A 19,005-nucleotide genomic window follows, 5' to 3' on the forward strand; every position below is an offset into this window, starting at 1 on the left:
CCCTATTGCTTTTTGGTAATAATGGCAGACCATCCGCCTCCCGAAGCCATTTTTGCTGTAACTTTAGCATTTTTATTAACTTCAATTATTTCCTTTTTATAATCTTCTGCGTACTTGTCCACATTAATACCGTCTGCAAAAACTTCCATAGAGAAACTTCCGTCACCCAGGAAAGAAAGATCTATTGGTAGTTCTCTCGCATCAGCATCAGTCATTCCGCCGATATACCATTTTTCGGCCTTTTTTCTGGCCACTACAATATAGTTTCCAACAGAACCCTGAAGTACTTTTGTTTCGTCCCAGACTGTTGGTATTTGAGTAATAAAATCAACCGTTTCCTGTTCTTTATAATAAATTGAAGGCGATTCGCACATCATTTGTAAAGGGGCTTCGTAGACCACATACATTGCAACCTGATGTGCACGGGTACCCATACTCATTGGACGCGTAAAACTAATAGAAAAGTTCTTGTGCTCCTTGTTTATCATAGCACCAGGAGTAAAATCCATCGGACCTGCTACCATACGAATAAACGGAATCGTTACGGTATGTTCAGGTGTAATTTCGTCGCTCCATTTATTGTTTTCGTTTCCTAGTACCCCTTCATAATTCATTACATTAGGATACATGCGTTCCAGACCAGAAGGTTTAAACGCTCCATGAAAATCAACTAACATTTCCAGTTTAGCACATTCTCTGGCAATCTGCTCATAGGAAGTAACCATATATTGATCATTTCGCTGCATGTAATCAATTTTAATTCCTTTAGCTCCCCAGCTTTTATAGGCTTGAAGAATTGGGAGTAAATTAGCATCCAATGGCTTCCAAAGAACCCAAAGAATAATTCCAACACCTTTTTCTTTACCATACCGAATCAATTCTTTCACATCCATTGCAGGATTAAAATCAAGTATTTGAGTAGTCGATTTTGTCCAGCCTTCATCAAGAATTACATATTCTATTTTATTCATTGCCGCAAAATCAATAAAATATTTGTACGTTTCTGTATTTAAACCTGCTTTAAAATCAACACCAAATATATTATTATCATTATACCAGTCCCATGCTACTTTACCCGGTTTTATCCAATCTGTATTTTGAAGAACATTTGGTTTTGCCAATTGATAGCTTAAATTACTTTCTACAAAAGTGCGATCGTCATCACTGATGATAAATACACGCCATGGATAAGCCCTGTCTCCTGATGTTTTAGCAATATAATCAGCTTCTTTTGTGATGGTTTGTACACGATCTGACCTTCCATCTTTATCAACAGCTTCCAAAACATATTTAGGAAACTGCGCGTCTAAAGTTGTGCTTCCGGTTCCTTTTAAAAACAACCCCGGATAATCGTGAAGAGCAGTTTCTGTAAACAAAACTTTGGCCTTATCTGTAGTAAACATGACTGGCAAACTGCAAAAGTGTTTTGATTGAATATCGGTTAAAGATTTGTCTAAATACAAACGTTCATTGTGCGAATACATGGATTCTTCCTGAGGAAATAAAGAACGGGATCCCTTTGGGAAAGTAAAAGAAACCTTTTCTGAAATGATATTTCGTACGGCTTTAGCTTCATCCATAAACTGATACGCCACACCATCGTTATAAGCACGAAAATTAATTTTATAATTGCCTTTATAAGTAATAGAAAGCTCGGTATATTCATCTTTTATGTCTGAATCCTTGCGGGATATTACAGCATGAATATTTTGAGATGCACTTTTAATAGCATGTGATTTTATCTTCGGATCATACCCGAAATCCGTATTAGAAGAAAAATCCATCCCGGCTTCGGCTTTTTCAATAATTAGATTTCCGTTTAATGAGACCGACCATGAAATTTTATCTGAATGGGTAACTTTTAACTGAATACGTCCGTCAGGAGATTTAATATCGAAATTTTGTGCTGTCATTTGGTAAAAACCAAACACCAAAGAGCATACCATGAGTAATAGATTTTTCATTATTAGATGGTGTTTATTATTTAATTTTAGTTGTTTTTAAGTGTTTTACGACTTCTTCTTTAGTCAAGGCATAATCATACATTTGCAATGAGGTCATATAACCCGAGTAGTTTTCTCCAATATCCGATGCGCCAATACTAATTTTAGCTTTATCAATTGCAGAGGACAACATCATATTTTGAGAATTATCCAATACACCATCAACATACATTTTCTCTACAACACCATCAAAAGTCAAAACGATATGATGCCACTTATTAGCCTCAGGTAGTTTGTTGTATTTCATATCAAAATGACCGTCCAAATGTGGTGCAGCACCATAGTGACTACTATTGTAAGCCAAAGCATTGTAAGAATTAGCCAGATTATAAGCTGTTCTGTCGCACCATGAAGCTATAATTTCACCTTCTTTAGCTATTTCGGGATTTTTTATCCAGATGGCAACGGTATAAGAACCATTCCATGCTAAACTTTTTGGGACAGGTTGATCTAATACCAAAGAGCCATTAGTGAATTTAAATGCCTTAACCCCTTCGTTATCCTTTTCTATAGTGACATCACCATTTTTTACAAAAGTTCCTCCAATAGCGCCTTTGTTTGATAACTTAGTAAAAGAGCCGCTCTTTTTTGTATTATTTACGTTAAGATCTAGCAACATTTTATGAGTACTTACAGCAGCTACCTCCCTATTCGATTTTTTATTTTGCAATTGTAAAGGAATCTCAAATAAAGAACTATATACTTTTATATTCCAAACAGCAGCATAAAGCCCTGTCTTTTCAGTTCCCAAAACGGTTAGTTTTAAGTAACGTGCCGAAATAGCATTATCGTCAATCATTGGGCTGCCTGAAATTTGATTTTTGGATTTATCAGCATACATGTTCCATTTTTTACCATCACTTGAATATTGTAAAGTGTATTGGTAATAATAACTGGCAAACTCAAATTGTGTCATAACCCTTTTTATTTCTTTTACCGCTCCTAAATCGATTGTCAAATCTTGTGGTAATGTATTGCTGGCAGCTTTCCACATGGTGGCATTATTATCGTCTGTGGCAAAAGTGGGCTTATATTGATAATCATATTCTGAGGATCGTAAATGATAATAAGACGACGCAGTTGCAGCAACATCTAAAGCTATATTTTCTGGCATTGTAGACTTTACAATAGCGCCAACACCTTTAGCAGTTGGTATTACTTTTTTTATGACAGAATCGTTTTCGAAAATCATTTTATCAATACATACTTGTCTGGCAAGACCGCCACGGGTCATTGGATAATCATGTTTGTGGTACACCATGTAATACTCATTTACATCTTCTAAAACCGAATGATGTCCCGGACCGTGTGTAGTTTTATCCTCGGTAGTACTCAAAATTGGATTATTCTGACCTTCTGTAAATGGTCCATAAGGAGTATCCCCGTAAGAATAACGAACATTATAAGTTTCATCATGGCAGGAATCGCCAGAGTACATCAATATGTATTTACTGCCTTTTTTCATCATATAGGCCGCCTCAAAAGGCTTAGGTGTCTGACTCAAAGGAATGTTTTTTGAATTCATCATATCCTTCATTGTAGCAGTATCAAGTTCTCCCACAGCGTACCCGCCATTGTAGTGTACCCAGGTTCCCCAATAACCATATACTTTACCATCGGTATCTTTAAAAAACTGTGCGTCAAGTGAGGGAAAACCTTCTCTTGGGTATCCATTCGAAATAACAGGAACGTCATTTTCGCTTAATTTTTTCCAGGGGCCAACAGGTGTATCCGAAACATATCCATAAATATTGCAGCCAATTTCACAGTTTCCAAAATACAAATAGTATTTGCCATCATTTCCTAAAACAATGTCCGGTGCCCAAAAATTTGTAATCGGTTTTGCTGTAAACGAAGGTATTTCCATGGTATGATTATACCAGTTTTTTAAATCTTTGCTATACCAGACTGTTGGCGCTCCTGAAGCCAGCATTTCATTATCGGTAGTGGCATAAATAAAATAAACATCACCAAATTTTTTAATAGTAGGATCTGCAAAGTAACCTGGTAAAACCGGATTTCCAGCATTAGATATGTTAACATTCACCTTTTCCTGTGCATAACTACTTATTGCAAAAAATAGCAAAAAGCGAATAAACAGTATGTTACTTTTTTTCATCTTGTATTTTGACATTCATTAATTATAAAAACAGTTCATCGCTATTCTAAAAAAGTGTCGACTTTTTATTTTGAAACAGCGAATAAAAATAAGAAGCCGCAACCAGATCCTCTAAAGCATGACCCACCGACTTAAAAAGTGTAATTTCAGAATCTGAAGTTCTTCCTAATTTAGTAGTACTGCACAACTCAAATAAGTCTGCTTTTATGGACTCTTTAGAAAGAATCCCACTTGATAATGGGATTACAATATCACCGCTTTCTTTTAAACCGCCCTGATAGGTATCTACAAAAACACTTGATTTGATTATAGCCTGATCATCAGCTTCACGGGTATTCTTTTTATAAGCTCCCACTAAATCTAGATGTTGTCCTTTTTTTAAAAACTCTCCAAAAACCAAAGGAGTTGCGGATAAAGTAGCTGCACAAATAATAGCAACTTCTGCGATTTTATCCTCAATTTTTGCTATAGCAGTACAAGTAAATGATTCTGCTTTTAAAGCATCACATATTCTTTGTGCTTTCTCAAAACTTCGTCCCCAGACATAAACAGTTGTAATGGGTCTTACGCTGCAATGTGCTTTAATTAAGTTAATGGACAATGCACCGGTACCCAGAATAAGGAGCGATGAAGAATCTTTTCTGGATAAATAACTGCTCGCTAATGCCGATGCTGCAGCAGTTCTTTTGGCGGTTAACGATTTTGCATCTAAAATGGCTTTTATATATCCTTTGTGTGCATCCAGATATAAATACATCCCCTGAATAGCTGGCAAATTGTACTTTCCGTTATTGGGACTTACCGTAACTATCTTCACCCCTAACTCTTTACCCGGATTAAAAGCAGGCATCAAGAGTAAGGTCGAATCTTTATCTTCGTCAGGATTATGAAAATCATGATGATGGCGCATGGGCACTTCAATAGCCGAATTTGAAAATCCATCTTTAAGAGCTTCTACTAAATCATTGAAATGGCAATTATTCTCAATGAAATCATCCGTTATGTAAGGAATAGCAGTATTCATGTATGACTTTTTTAAATATAACTAATGCAGAATCAAACCATTTATTTACTCTTAAAGACAGATTTCTATAAAAAAAATGAACTGACAACTATAATTTTATGGTTAAACTCTTTTTCTGTAAAGGAATTTCATAAGCTCCTCTCTCTTTAGTATAAGGCAAGGTAATATCTTTATTAATTCTTAAATAAGCATTTGGTGTAAACTCATTCGCAGGATTTAATGTAATGGATACCTCATCTGTTTTTGTGTTATAAGAAACTTTTTCAAAAGTACCAGCGTCTAATGTTAACCACAACTGTTTTTGGCTGATGAAAACTTTAGATTTTGCAGCAGTAGTTAATTGTATTTCTACTACATCCCCTTTTGTGGTTAGATTACCTCCAAAAGCTAACCAGCCTAAATCATCTTCTTTTGTAATATAAGTAGCGGTATTAACGGCATACCCATAAAATCCGGAACCATAATCTCCTGATAAATAATCCATTCGTAATTCTGTTGGATATGAGTGAAATGCTGCCGGTCCAAATCCGTCTTCAGTAATGTTTGAAATTCCTCCTAAAAGTCCTCCATACCCTACTTTTAGCAAATACAAATCATCTGATTTTTTTCTATACTGTTTTAATACCGGAATAGCATTCAACGAAGACCCATAATGATGAATCTGACGTTCTACTCTTGCTAATTTTCCGCCATATAAAAAATCCCAATACCTACGGGCATTTCCATTGTAAGCCCAATGCGGCATAGTTGGCATATAAGCTAAAATTGCATTTAAAGTAACCTCTGCTTTTTCATCATAACCAAAATAATCAGACCACATATATACTTCTTCCTGACCTGTTGAATCCCATGGCATTTCACTTCCAAAAGGATATTCTAATGCTCTCCAATGATTGGCCCTGTCTTTCATTTTTGCTTCTAAATTTAAAGCCATATCTGTAAATTTTTCTGTCTTCAAATCATCCAGAAGGAATAAAAACACAGAACCCTCCATTTGACCAAACTGTGCGTAATAAGGTGCTTGTTCTACCATTGCAATGGAAGTATAATACGCTTGCTTTAAATACCAATCCCAGGTATTGCTATCTACTAATCCTTTATTATATCTCGCTAATCGGTACATTGTCCAGTAAGCTGCTGCAGCGTGTGGATAATTATAAGACCTTCCGGGATCATTTGCCTCTTTAACTTTCCACGCAGCCCAGGAAGAGTAATCAATGTCTTTACTGTATGTTCCTTTTGGTAAAGAATCGGGTTCATAATAAAATACACTTTTTTTAACACCGTATTTATTTTTGCCTTCATTGTACTGAATATTACCCCAAAGTGTTGTGTTTACAAACTTTTCTAACTTTTTAATTTCTTCTTTATCAGGCTGAATAAGCTGTTTCATAATAGCCGCTAACCAGCCTCCTGCTCCTCCCTCGTCACTTAATCCGGCAACCCATGCTCTGCTATCCTGCGTTAGTTGTTTTTTAGTTTCGTAATCATAACTAATTACCGATGGGTTTCTTTTAAAAATGGGGTCAGGCTGATCAAACCACTGCTCATTCGTTAAAAAGTGTCCAAAATCTTTAATCACTTCGGTTTCTGGCTTAATAACTTTATAGTTAACCGTTTGTTTCATACCATCCTTATAGGTAACCGTTAATCGGGCACGTCCCCATTTTACACCGCTTACAATATATTTTTTTAAACCTTTAGGTGTTCTTCCGTTTTCTTTTATTTCAATTGCTCCTTTAGGCTCCACTTCAAAGAAACTTACTTCACTTTTGTAATTCAAAAACAATTGCGATTTAACATCCTGTGGAAGCACATACCCCGGAACACTTGTTGCTACAGGAAGATTTTCTGTTACAAGCGTATTCTGAATGGCTTCAATTCCTTCAGAAAGCACTAATTTTAAAGAGAAATTTTTAGATTCTTTCGGTTTTAAGATCAATGATGTCGGAACATTCCATTGTTTTGCATCTTTCCATTCGTTCTCAGCATACGCTTTACTGTATACCATCCATTCATGAAAACCTTCGAAAACGATACTTCTTGGAGTTGGATCGTCATTTAAAGGACGGTAAGCCTCAAAGTTCATGTTCTCCTTTGGTAAAACTAATAATGCTGGTCCTTCTCCGCTTAATCTTTTTACTTCTAAATAGCCTGCCCCCATACCAATATACGGATCAAAAAATACATTTTGAGCATGCGTTTCATTGAGTGACTTGCCTTCCAGAATATTATTAAAAACCATCGGAATTCCTAAAGCACCAATCTCAATATTTTTATCTGATTTATTGGTTATCTCAAATCGCAGCACCAATTGACCGCCATCGTTTTCATAATAGCGTTTAATAATTACAGGAATATCACCGGGCAATGTATTGGCTAAATCTGCAGCGGCTAAAATTTTATCTGAAGTTGGCAAAGCAGTAATTGCTCTGCGTTTTGCAGCAGTTGAATAACTCTTCCAGTCAGATGTGTTAACCTCTCTGATTCTTAAATTGATATCCCCTAAATGATACAAACCGTCTTTGTCTCTAATTTCAAGCCGATCGCCTGGCGTAAAATCAAAATTCAAATTTTTAACTGGTCTTAAACCTGCAACAGTCTGTGAGGCTTTTACCAACTTTAACTGGAAAGAAGGGGTATTGTATTTTTGATAAATCTCTGCAATACCCAAAGTTGGTTCTTTTTTTTCAATCCTCGTCCAATAGTCTTGTGCCTGGATATTGGTAGTTCCTATTACAAATAATAATAAACCAATTCTAAAATTTATATTTTTCATGTTTGCTGTATTTCTGTATTTTCTTTCTATCTAATTTCTATTGAAAACTTCAGGAAGTTATTCTAGTGTGACATCCAAATAAACCGAATGTCGTCCGTAAGTGTTATAAAAAGGTTTAAATTCAACCCCATCGATAGTAAACTCTAATTTTTCCGGATTTCCTTTTATTGATTTACTTATATCCTTCGCATCTAAAGTCACTTTTCTCCATTCTTTGAGAGGACTCACTTCCTGTGCAGCCAGTAAAACAGGGCCATAAAACAAACTGGCAACATTTTGCTGATCCATTACCGGGTCTAAATAAAACTGAAAAGGCATACGTAACTCGATAGTATCTCCATTTTTCCAATTATTGCTTAACGTAAGGTAACTTCCCGGTATTGCTTTTGTTTTTACCTCTTTCCCGTTTATTTTTACAAAAAACCCTTTGGTTGCCCAATATGGTACACGCACATTTACGTCAAATTTTCCCTTACCTTCAATGGTTAACAGTGTATGATCCTCATTAGGAAAAGAAGTCGTTTGTACTATGGTAACATCCTTTTCTTTCCACTTTAAGGTTGATGGAACATAAAGATTTACATACAAAGCTTTATTATCTAAACTCTTAAAATAAATCGAATTTTGAAATTTTGTATTACTCTCTAATGCGGTACCATTACAACAAGTGAAACCATTCATTTTTGCATTCCCAAATTGCTTTACAGAACCTGGCCTTAAGGGTATATGATAGGTATTGGCAGGCGTATTCTCTGCTACAGAAGCCAATATATCGTTATACAAACCACGCTCATAATAATCCATTAATTCACCACGCTGTTCATAAAGGAACAAATCGCTGGTTAATTTCAGCATGTTATAGGTAGCGCAAGTTTCATTTTGTCCACCTGCAGAAAAACCGTTTTCATAAATTGTTGCCGGCTCAGCAATAAAACATTCTGCATTTGCGGGATTACTTGCTCCGGCAACCCCTCCAATACTGTACATATAATCGTTTGTAGTTTTATACCAAAAATTATCTGCTATACGATAATAATCAGGAATATTAGAGTCCTGATACATTTCAAGAGCTCCAATAATCTGAGGTATGTGCTGATTTGCATGCAAACCTCTAAATGTATCTACATTTTTAGCCAGCCCATTTGAATGTTGGGCATCACCATAAAACACTTTGATGTTATCGAATAACTGCGCAACTTCTAAATATTGTTTGTCATTTGTTATTCTATACAGGCGGGCCATAGCTTCGTTCATACCACCAAATTCACCTGCAATGTAGGTGTTCCACATTGTAATTAGCGTTTCCGTTGGCAGCTTGGCCATACGGGCATGCACCCAGCTTCCCATGCCTTTGGCTACCTGAAGCGCTTTTTCATTCCCACTCACTTCATAAATATCCATTAATCCGGCAAGTATTTTATGTAGCGTATAGTAGGGTGCCCAAATTTGCGTTTTCTGTCCGCCGTATTTAGCTCCTTTTTCTAACATTATGAACTGATCTGGCGGATAAGCGCTTATAAATCCTTTTCCCCAATTCCAGTAATCGGTACGAATCCCTTCTGTACTTAAATCCGAATCATATTCTGTTTTACCTAATCCCGGCGGTACCAGCGTTGGATCTGAAACAAAAGATCCTCCAGCCTCTTTTGGCTGACCAGACATTTGTTCTAATTCATAAAGGGTATTAACCATATACCCCATCTTAGCAGCAAAATTGTCGTGCAAAGCTTTATCATATCCTGTACTGGCATAAGCCTGTGCCAGTGCTGTTAGATAATGTCCGGTAGCATGCCCTCGTAACTTGGTATCCTGCGTATCCCAAACACCCAACGACTCTGCTCCTTTTGGCTGTTCTTGCCCAAAAGCATTGCGAAACATATACAGAAAAGAATCTGGATTTGTATTGGCGAGGGTATTGATAAACTTATCACGATTCTCCATAAACTTGGTATTGTGCCCATGAAGATCTGAATTCAATGATACCTCATCCAAATTGAAAGTTTCCAGCTTTAACTTTGGCGCAGCAGCTACTTTACCTTCTTTTACAGTAACAAAAGCTTTTGGCTTTAAATCGGTACCGGCAACAATTCCGCTTATAGTATATTCTCCGGCTTTTAATACTGAACTATTATCTTTTGGAGCAGGCCAGATCACTTTTACTTCAGGTCCCTGGATTCCATTTTTATACACACCCTTGATATAACGTGGTAATCGCGGAAGACTTCCCACTACCGTTTGCACTTTAACATCTGTTACACTCGTCAAATATTGATTATATAACTGAGGTGTTGTGACTGGAAATTTCACTAAATCCCCAACAGCAACTTCTGTTTCCTCCTCTTCATAGCCATCATCCAAAGCATTATGATAAATTTTTCCTATTTGTTTTTCATTTAAAGGAATTCGGTACAATCTGAAATCATGTAATTTCGCATCTAAATAGGAGTCCTCAGTCACAAATGATTTTCCAATATACAGTTTGTTATTTTTAGTCAGATTGGTATCAAATAATTGTATTAGATCAAGATCCAAATTCTTTATTGTAGCCCCCAATGCTCCATTTACATATGTGCTTACCGTTTTATGAGGACTATCTATAACCACTGTAATGTAATACCACTTATTAGCTTCCAGTATTGGTGCATTAGCCTGATACTTTTTTCCTGATTGTGTCGTAACTGCAGTAGTAAATGCTGTATTATTGGTATCTCCCATTGGTGCAATAAAAAAATTTGATTTAGTGCTTTTTCCAAAATCAAAAAAATGCTGCCCCTTTTTAACAGAACGCAAATAAATCCATCCTGAAATACTGATTGATTCTTCCTCAATTAATGCATTACCCGGAATGGTAATAAAACCGTTTGACAATGAGAGAACTTTACCAAATTTCTGATCATCTTCAAAATTCAATTTTGATTCCCCTGTGTTAGCATGAAGGTTGTTTCTTGACCAGTCCTTTATATCTCCATTAAAAACATACCGTGCAATCAATCCTGTTTCCCCAATACCATCTAAAATCTGATCACCACTTTGTGCCCAAACAACTGCGAAGTTCATAGATCCTAAACTCAATACTGCACATAAAAGAAGCTTATGTATTTTCATATTTTTCTAAATTTAAATTTTAATAAGAAAACAAAACTCAATCATAATTAGAAAACTTTGACTGAAAAAAAGTGTTATTATTTACTATTTCTTCTTGTTTTGTTAATAGAACTCACATTTGTAAATTTAAGATGATCTACCAAAACTTTTAACCGGAATTTTATCTGATACTGATACTAAATTATCCTCTAGTATCCAGAAAACATATGATTGCTGAATAAATGATACAATATTCGATTACTTTTTGAAGATCTCAAAAATATGCGCCTTAAATACCGGTTTACAAAATTTTCGCACTCATAGTAAAGGTGATTATGGATAATGTTCATTATGTGACTGAGGAAAGTCCTGGCTTTGAGAAAGAATAATCTAGACTAATCAAAAAAAAACCTTTGAATCTTAAAGATCCAAAGGTTATTGTGATGCCCCCCACAGTATCACGAATTTGTAAAATAAATTTTATAATCAAAATTAAAGCCTGTTTTTATCTTGAGTTTTCCAAGTATGGCTGAATTTATAACCTTTTATTATTGCGGTTACTTATATTGATATAGAACGCATCAATGCCCATTATTATTGCTAAAATATTTCATAATTAAAATATAAAAAATTCAATTTAAAAGGTGTTTTGGAGATAAATCGAACTTTAGATGTGACAGAATCAACTTATTTATACATAAAAACCTACTTTAAAGTACAGCGTTAAAAAAAGACTCTTCAATTAAAAAGAAACTGATCTACATAAAACCAATCATTATTTACTAAAATTATCTCCGTTATCCTGAGTAAAGATTTAATATAATGTTCAAAAAACACTTGAAAACCGTTTAAAGTTGTTTTAAGAAATGAGTTATAAACAAACCACCGACATATTGTTTTTATAAACAATCCTCAAAAAAACATTCTATTTTTATTTCAAAGATATAGTATCCTTATTTAAAACAAGACTTAACCTACAATACAATAATACTAATTTTATTCTTCATTAAATCATACGCAAAATATCAGTACCAATTTTTATGATAACATAATAACTAATGGGTTAAATTATCAAAATGGTATTTTTAAGACATATTTTGGATTAAGCATACAGTTTTGAAAAAAATTAAATAATATTGCTGAATTGAATAAATCATTTTTACAGATGCCTATCAATTCCGGTTTTGACGAAAGTAAACTTCTTCTTGAGTTGTCTCAGGGAAGCGAACCGGCGTTTACCATTCTATACAACAAATACAAAAATGGTGTTTACGGAACTGCTTTAAAAATAACGAAATCAAAAATTTTAGCCGAAGAGGTTGTTCAGGATGTTTTTATGAAAATCTGGCAGAATCATGAAAACCTGAACGATATAGCCAATTTCGAAAATTATCTTTTTATTGTTTCCCGTAATCACATTTTTGACATGATCAAAAAAATAGCAAGGGAAACAGCTTTGCCGATTGCTATTAATTATAAAAATGCAATTACAGAAGATACTGATACGGCTATTAAAGATGCCCAGTATAATGTCCTTTTAAACCAGATAGTGGAACAACTTCCTCCTCAACAGCAAAAAATTTATAAAATGGCTAAATGGGAAGGTTTGAGTCATCAAAAAATTGGTGAAGATCTGGGAATTTCTACCGAAACAGTTAAAAAACACATGGCACAGGCATTAAAATTTGTACGCCACAGAATTTCTCCTTACATGAATATTTTCATGACAATTCTTTTATTCTTCAAAGCCTGATTTTAAATCTTTTCTTTCAAAACATCCTTTGGATTGTTTTTTTACGTTTTTTTTACATTTTTTTTACTTTCGACTACTCCCTCCCTTTTTTTAAATCGTCTTTATAATAAAGATCACCTATTTAGCTGGTTTACCCCAAAAATAGAGAGGGTCTTAAAACAAAATACAAACACCCCCAAGTTTACCATTTAAAACTATTATTAACTTATTTAATTTCGAATCGAATGCAAGATAAAATTTTTGAAGAATTATTTGAAAATTATTTACAAAGGAAACTGTCAGAAGTTGAAGAACAAGAACTGATGCAACTTATCCGAAATGGTGAATATGATGATTTCTTAAAAGAGAAAATTCATACGATGCTTAAAGAAAAGACCGGATCAGAAGTAATGGATACCGAAGAGAGTGCTTATGTTTTAAGATGCATTTTATCTGAAACAAAAGATGACAGTGGTGTAATCAGATTAGAAACAGAAAAAAGAAACAGAAAAAAAATTCTTCGTGTAATTTTTGCTGCAGCTAGTATTATCGCTTTGATAGCTATTGGCAACAGCTTGTTTTTTCAACAAAAAACTTCAATTACTAACCCGGTTGTTGAGCAGGATATAATTACAGAAAACACGTTGGTAGATTTTAGCGGCAAACAATTGATTCACCTGCCAGACGGAAGTACAGTTCTTTTAAACGATAAAAGTAGCTTAAAATACGATCAAAGTTCTTTTAACAATAAAACCCGTGAAGTAACCCTTACCGGAGAAGCTTTTTTTGACATTAAAAGAAACGAAACAAAACCTTTTATTGTACATACCGGTAAGGTACAAACAAAAGTTTTAGGTACGGCATTCAATATCAATGCACGCAATTCATCTAAAAACATAGAAGTTACAGTGACCCGTGGTAAAGTTCAGGTTGGAGATACAGAAAAAATATATGGCGTAATCACTCCTAACCAGCAGATTAAGGTGAACAAAAGCACCTTGGATTTTGAACAGAATAATGTAAGTGCAGCCGTTGTAACCGAATGGAAAAGCAATTACCTGATTCTTGACGATATAAATATGGAGGAAGCAGTTGCCTTAATATCTCAGAAATACAAAGTACAAATTGTATTAGCCAATGAAAAAATTAAGAATTGCAGAATAACAGCAAGTTTCTTAAACGAAGAAGATCTGAACCATGTTCTAAAAGTAATCTCAAGCGTTACTGAAACAGAATACCGTTACAATAAAACAGGGTCTGTTATTTTAGACGGAAAAGGCTGTGAATAAATATTTATATTAAAAAAAATAGATTGATAGCCAGCTAACCTCCTACTTAGATGGCATCAAATAGTAGTAACCAAAACCAGTAGTATAAGATTAAAACAAAAAAAAAACCATCCGGCTCCTACACCAGATGGCTCAGATTTTTAACAATTAAAACCAGTAACCATTAAAAAACAAGCAAATTTATGAAATTACGCTGTAAAACAACCATGCTTGAAAGAGAAAAGAGCAATTCTTTGTTCGGACTTTCAAAAAAAACCATTATGATCATGCGAATCAGTTTATTCCACATTTTTTTACTCACCTGCGGTACCCCAATGGTATTTGCAAATGAAATGAGCGGTCAGAGTTTAGACAATATATCTGTTGATATTGAGCTTCATAATCAGGATATTAAAACCTTATTTAAGACTATTGAAAATAAAACAGGATTACTGTTTGCCTACCAGCCACAGATGATTGCTAATTTTCCGAAGATTTCAACATCGCGAGGAAAACGTGCCGTAAGTGAAATTTTGGACCGCGTACTTGAAGGGAGTAATCTAGGATATAAGCAAGTAGATAAAAGTGTGGTCATTTATAAAAAAGAAACGGTTAAGACAGAAATTGGTTCATCCGGAAAAAATAATGTACCAGAAAAAGACCGTACACTTACTGGAAAAGTTTTGGATGAAAAAGGATTTCCATTACCCGGTGTTTCTGTTTTACTTGTAGGAAGTAATAAACACGGTGTAACTGATTTTGACGGGCAATTTTATATTGATTTACCACCTGGAAAGCACGCGCTAAAAGTTACTTATCTAGGCTACAAAACACAAGAAATTACTGTTGAAAACCAAAGTTCTGTAGTGATACAATTACAGCCTGATTTAGCCAAATTAGATGAAGTTGTTATTATTGGATATGGTACAACAACAAAAAGAACTACCACGGGGTCTGTAGTTAAAATTACGGCTGAGGATATAGAAAAACAACCCATAACAAATATTCTGCAAGCATTACAAGGACGAACTGCCGGGGTTTTTGTAACGCAGACTTCCGGATATGCAGGAAGCGATATGAATATTAGTATACGTGGTCGAAATTTTATTGCTGGAGACAACCTTCCTTTTTATATTATAGACGGAATTCCTTATATAGGCGATGATATAAAGGAGCAGGCACAAAAAGATGGAGGTCAAGCAAATATGCAAGTGGTCAGAGGAGCACAAAAAAGAACAAGTCCACTAAACATTCTTAATCCAAATGATATAGAAAGTATTGAAATTCTTAAAGACGCTGATGCTACGGCCATTTACGGTTCAAGAGGAGCAAATGGTGTTGTACTTATTACAACCAAAAAAGGAAAGGCAGGAAAAACAGAATTTACTATAACGACAAACTCCGGGGTTTCTGAAGTAGCCCACATGGTAAAAACATTAGATACCCCTGCTTACCTCAATATGTTACAAACTGCCTTAGATAATAATGGTGATGTTGCAGATGTGGACAGTAACGGTATTGCTCTTACAGACTGGGATCCTAATGCATACACCAACTGGCAGGAAAAACTGATAGGCGGTACAGCAAACTTCAATAACTATTCAGGTTCCCTAAGAGGTGGAAATGATGAAACAAACTTTCTTTTAAGTGCCGCTTACCACAAAGAAACTACTGTTGTACCCGGAGATTTCACCTACGATAAATTCTCTACTAATTTTAATGTAAATCACAGTACACTAAATAAGAAATTAAAAATAGGAGCATCTGTCCTTTTCGCTACAGATCATAATCAGCTTCCATTTTTTGATATTACAACTTATGCAGTTGGTACTGCTCCAAACCGCCCAACTTATAATGCAGATGGCAGTTATTACTGGTCTCCGGATTATTTTAGTGACATTAACCCTCTTGCAGCTCTAGGGAAAAGAGTTGATGATAAAGGAATTAACTTAATCACCAGTTTAACCCTTCAATATGAAATTGCTAAAGGGCTTTCTTTTAAAACAGATTTGGGATACGGAAGAGCTCAAATGCTTACCAAGCAGTTTATGCCTGCATCTGCCAGTAACCACGCATATGATGAAGCAAATGGATATGATACATCAAGATCTTATACTACTTCAACAAACAATAGCAATAATTTTACCATAGATCCTCAGCTTAATTATACAACCCAATTATGGAAAGGTAACCTTGCAGCACTTGTTGGAGGATCCTGGCAAGACAGAAAAGATGAAATGCCGGCTTATTTAAGCGCTTCTGATTATTCTTCGGATAACTTAATTGGTAATGTAGCGGCAGCAGGAACAATATCTGCAACTAATGGAAGCTCAGAATACAAATACCTTTCGCTTTTCAGCAGACTTAATTATAATATTGAAAACAAATACATTCTGAATGTTAACTTCAGAAGAGATGGTTCTTCTAAATTTGGTGCTAATAACCGTTATGGAAATTTTGGTTCTGTTGGAGGGGCATGGATTTTTACCGAAGAAAAGTTCTTAAAGGACAACTCATGGCTAAGTTTTGGTAAAATCCGCTCCAGCTATGGAGAAATCGGAAGCGACGAGATTGGAAATTACGAATATGCCGATACTTATAAAGCAGCTACTTATGGTGTTGGAAATCCTTCTATGGCTGCTACCAAAATTTCCAATCCAAATATTAAATGGGGACTTACCAAGAAATTTGAAGCAGCTTTAGATTTAAGTTTCCTTAAGGATCGTATCTCTTTTACAACAGCTTATTACAAAAATAGCTCTAGTAATCAATTAGTAAGTTATACACTAAGTCCACAAGCAGGATTTCCGTCTTACACAGCAAATTTACCTGCTCAGGTTGAAAATCAGGGCTGGGAGTTTACCCTTGGTACAACAAACATCCGTACCAAAGATTTAACGTGGTCAACTTCTTTTAACATTTCGACTAACTCCAATAAATTGGCAAAATTTGATGGTATTGAATTTAGTAGTTATTACTCTCAATACGTTGTAGGCAGACCTTTAGGCGGCCGATATTTATATACTTATACAGGCAATATTAATGGAAAACCACAATTTAAAGATGCAAACGGCGATGGAAAAATTTCCCGCGGATTAGCAGATACAAAAGTGGGTGACAGAGAATATTATGGCCCAGCATATCCGCAATATTATGGTGGTATCTCAAATACAATTAGCTATAAAGCCTTTACTCTTGACTTTTTATTCCAGTTCGTAAAACAGGATGGCACAACATTAATGGCCACTCAGGGTGCACAGCCAGGATATCCTTACAGTACTGCTAATTTTCAGGTAGATGAGTATAGAGATTACTTAGCGCAAGGAAATGTCCTAAGCTCAGGTTATCAGAGTGGCTTTTATGACTATATGGGGTCAAATGCTACTATAATAGATGCATCTTATATAAAACTTAAAAATGTGAATGCCTCTTACCAGATTCCTCTAAAGGAAGGAGCTCAGAAATATATAAAAGCAATCCGTCTTTCGCTTCAGGGGCAGAATTTAGTAACCTTTACAAAATACAAAGGACTTGATCCGGAAACACCAGGCTTGGCATTGCCTCCATTACGTACGATCACTTTTGGAACTCAGTTTACATTTTAATTCTACAAATTATGAAAAATATTTTCACTAAATATACCTACATATTTTCGTTTTTAATTTTAGCAGGACTTACAGGCTGTGAGGATATGCTGGATGTTGACCTTTCTGTTAACGAATTATCATCTGAAACCGTATATGTTTCAGATCAAACTGCAGATGCTGCGGTAAACGGAATTTACCAGAGTATGGTTACCTCATTTTACTACAATAATCTACATCATGTTCTTGGACAGACTTCTGACGAATTAATACCTCAAAATGGTATTGCAACTGTTTATAGTAGCAATGAAATTGAGGAAATTGATGGTACTATAGGCTCGATGTGGTCAGAATTATACAAAACAATTTATAATGCCAACAATGTTGTCGAAGGAGTAAGCAAAAGTAAGACACTTAATCCTGTTAAAAGCAAACAATGGATTGCAGAGGCAAAATTTTTAAGAGCCTATTGTTATTTTTACCTGACTAATATTTGGGGTGATGTACCATTAGTACTCACTACAAATATTGATGTTTCTGCATTGTTGCCGAAATCATCTCAAGAAGCTGTTTATGAACAAATTATACTTGATTTAACTGATGCTTCAAAAGATCTTCCAACGGATTATACAAAATATAAAGAACAACAAAGAATCAGAGCTACAAAATGGGCTGCTGAGGCTTTGCTTGCACGAGTAAATTTGTATTTAGGAAAATGGACTGATGCAACTACACATGCTACTGCAGTACTAAACGAAACGGGAACTTACAAAATAATTACAGGTTTGAGTGAATCAAACAGTCCGTTTATTTCAGACAATGAGGAGTCTATTCTTCAAATACCTTATTATAATGTCAATTATACTTATGAAGGTGCTTTTGTATTTACAACCGCTGGTCGGTCATTATTAAGAAAAGGAAATGCCCTTTTTGAAACCGGTGATGACAGAAAGACAAAGTGGACAATTGATATTAAGGATAGAAACGGTGCATTTTTAGGTATTGCACCATATAAGTACAAAGTTAATTTTGGTAGTTCTTTTTCAGAACGCTCAACAGTACTTAGATTGGCAGAGTTGTATTTGATCAGAGCCGAAGCCAGAGTAAAATCAAATGATATTACCGGAGCTCAGGAAGATATCAATGTCATTCGAAACAGAGCTTTATTAAGCAATACTACTTTAACAGATCCTAATCAATTACTGGATTTAATTGCGCTGGAAAGACAACGTGAATTTTTTGCAGAAAACGGACACAGATGGATGGATCTTAAAAGAACCGGAAAACTGGATGAAACCCTCTCTGTTTTATCAGACAAAATCTGGAAAACTACTGACCGTTTATATCCAATACCTGAAGAAGCTATTCGCTCTAATCCTTTCTTAAAACAAAATTCAGGATATTAAACACTA

At 35.1% G+C, this 19,005-nt stretch carries 9 protein-coding genes; 4 read left to right on the forward strand and 5 right to left on the reverse strand.

The window, feature by feature from the left end:
• Positions 1 to 2: 2 nt before the first annotated feature.
• The 5 genes from DMB65_RS03865 to DMB65_RS03885 form a co-directional block, all read right to left on the reverse strand.
• Positions 3 to 1,964 carry a glycoside hydrolase family 97 protein gene (locus DMB65_RS03865; RefSeq protein WP_110305346.1) on the reverse strand — a complete coding sequence of 654 codons (1,962 nt, stop codon included), beginning with the start codon at positions 1,962 to 1,964 and terminating at the stop codon, positions 3 to 5.
• A gap of 16 nt (positions 1,965 to 1,980) precedes the next feature.
• Complete coding sequence (locus DMB65_RS03870; RefSeq protein WP_110305347.1) at positions 1,981 to 4,122, reverse strand: family 43 glycosylhydrolase; 2,142 nt, start codon at positions 4,120 to 4,122, stop codon at positions 1,981 to 1,983.
• 46 nt (positions 4,123 to 4,168) lie between these two features.
• Positions 4,169 to 5,146: an ornithine cyclodeaminase family protein gene (locus DMB65_RS03875; RefSeq protein WP_110305348.1), complete on the reverse strand. Its 978-nt coding sequence runs from the start codon at positions 5,144 to 5,146 to the stop codon at positions 4,169 to 4,171.
• An 88-nt stretch (positions 5,147 to 5,234) separates the two neighbouring features.
• Complete coding sequence (locus DMB65_RS03880) at positions 5,235 to 7,925, reverse strand: DUF5695 domain-containing protein (protein ID WP_110305349.1); 2,691 nt, start codon at positions 7,923 to 7,925, stop codon at positions 5,235 to 5,237.
• Between the two features lie 57 nt (positions 7,926 to 7,982).
• Positions 7,983 to 11,030: a beta-L-arabinofuranosidase domain-containing protein gene (locus DMB65_RS03885; RefSeq protein ID WP_110305350.1), complete on the reverse strand. Its 3,048-nt coding sequence runs from the start codon at positions 11,028 to 11,030 to the stop codon at positions 7,983 to 7,985.
• A gap of 1,144 nt (positions 11,031 to 12,174) precedes the next feature.
• On the opposite strand from DMB65_RS03885, the gene DMB65_RS03890 reads away from it, so the two are divergent.
• The 4 genes from DMB65_RS03890 to DMB65_RS03905 all read left to right on the forward strand — a co-directional run bounded on the left by DMB65_RS03890 (position 12,175) and on the right by DMB65_RS03905 (position 18,999).
• Entirely contained in the window at positions 12,175 to 12,762 is a 588-nt protein-coding gene (locus DMB65_RS03890) for an RNA polymerase sigma factor (RefSeq protein ID WP_110305351.1), read from the forward strand.
• Between the two features lie 224 nt (positions 12,763 to 12,986).
• Positions 12,987 to 14,030, forward strand: a complete 1,044-nt coding sequence (locus DMB65_RS03895; protein WP_110305352.1) for a FecR family protein — start codon at positions 12,987 to 12,989, stop codon at positions 14,028 to 14,030.
• A 182-nt stretch (positions 14,031 to 14,212) separates the two neighbouring features.
• The gene (locus DMB65_RS03900; RefSeq protein ID WP_110305353.1) at positions 14,213 to 17,614 is read left to right on the forward strand and encodes a TonB-dependent receptor; all 3,402 of its coding nucleotides are present in this window, start codon (positions 14,213 to 14,215) and stop codon (positions 17,612 to 17,614) included.
• 11 nt (positions 17,615 to 17,625) lie between these two features.
• Complete coding sequence (locus DMB65_RS03905; protein WP_110305354.1) at positions 17,626 to 18,999, forward strand: RagB/SusD family nutrient uptake outer membrane protein; 1,374 nt, start codon at positions 17,626 to 17,628, stop codon at positions 18,997 to 18,999.
• The last annotated feature ends 6 nt before the right edge of the window (positions 19,000 to 19,005 follow it).

Source organism: Flavobacterium cheongpyeongense (genome assembly GCF_003202435.1).
GTDB lineage: Bacteria > Bacteroidota > Bacteroidia > Flavobacteriales > Flavobacteriaceae > Flavobacterium > Flavobacterium cheongpyeongense.

Excerpts from the sequence above, each read along its gene's own strand:
- DMB65_RS03865 (WP_110305346.1), bottom strand. The coding sequence starts at position 1,964 with ATGAAAAATCTATTACTCATGGTATGCTCTTTGGTGTTTGGTTTTTAC.
- DMB65_RS03870 (WP_110305347.1), bottom strand. The coding sequence starts at position 4,122 with ATGAAAAAAAGTAACATACTGTTTATTCGCTTTTTGCTATTTTTTGCA.
- DMB65_RS03875 (WP_110305348.1), bottom strand. The coding sequence starts at position 5,146 with ATGAATACTGCTATTCCTTACATAACGGATGATTTCATTGAGAATAAT.
- DMB65_RS03880 (WP_110305349.1), bottom strand. The coding sequence starts at position 7,925 with ATGAAAAATATAAATTTTAGAATTGGTTTATTATTATTTGTAATAGGA.
- DMB65_RS03885 (WP_110305350.1), bottom strand. The coding sequence starts at position 11,030 with ATGAAAATACATAAGCTTCTTTTATGTGCAGTATTGAGTTTAGGATCT.
- DMB65_RS03890 (WP_110305351.1), top strand. The coding sequence starts at position 12,175 with ATGCCTATCAATTCCGGTTTTGACGAAAGTAAACTTCTTCTTGAGTTG.
- DMB65_RS03895 (WP_110305352.1), top strand. The coding sequence starts at position 12,987 with ATGCAAGATAAAATTTTTGAAGAATTATTTGAAAATTATTTACAAAGG.
- DMB65_RS03900 (WP_110305353.1), top strand. The coding sequence starts at position 14,213 with ATGAAATTACGCTGTAAAACAACCATGCTTGAAAGAGAAAAGAGCAAT.
- DMB65_RS03905 (WP_110305354.1), top strand. The coding sequence starts at position 17,626 with ATGAAAAATATTTTCACTAAATATACCTACATATTTTCGTTTTTAATT.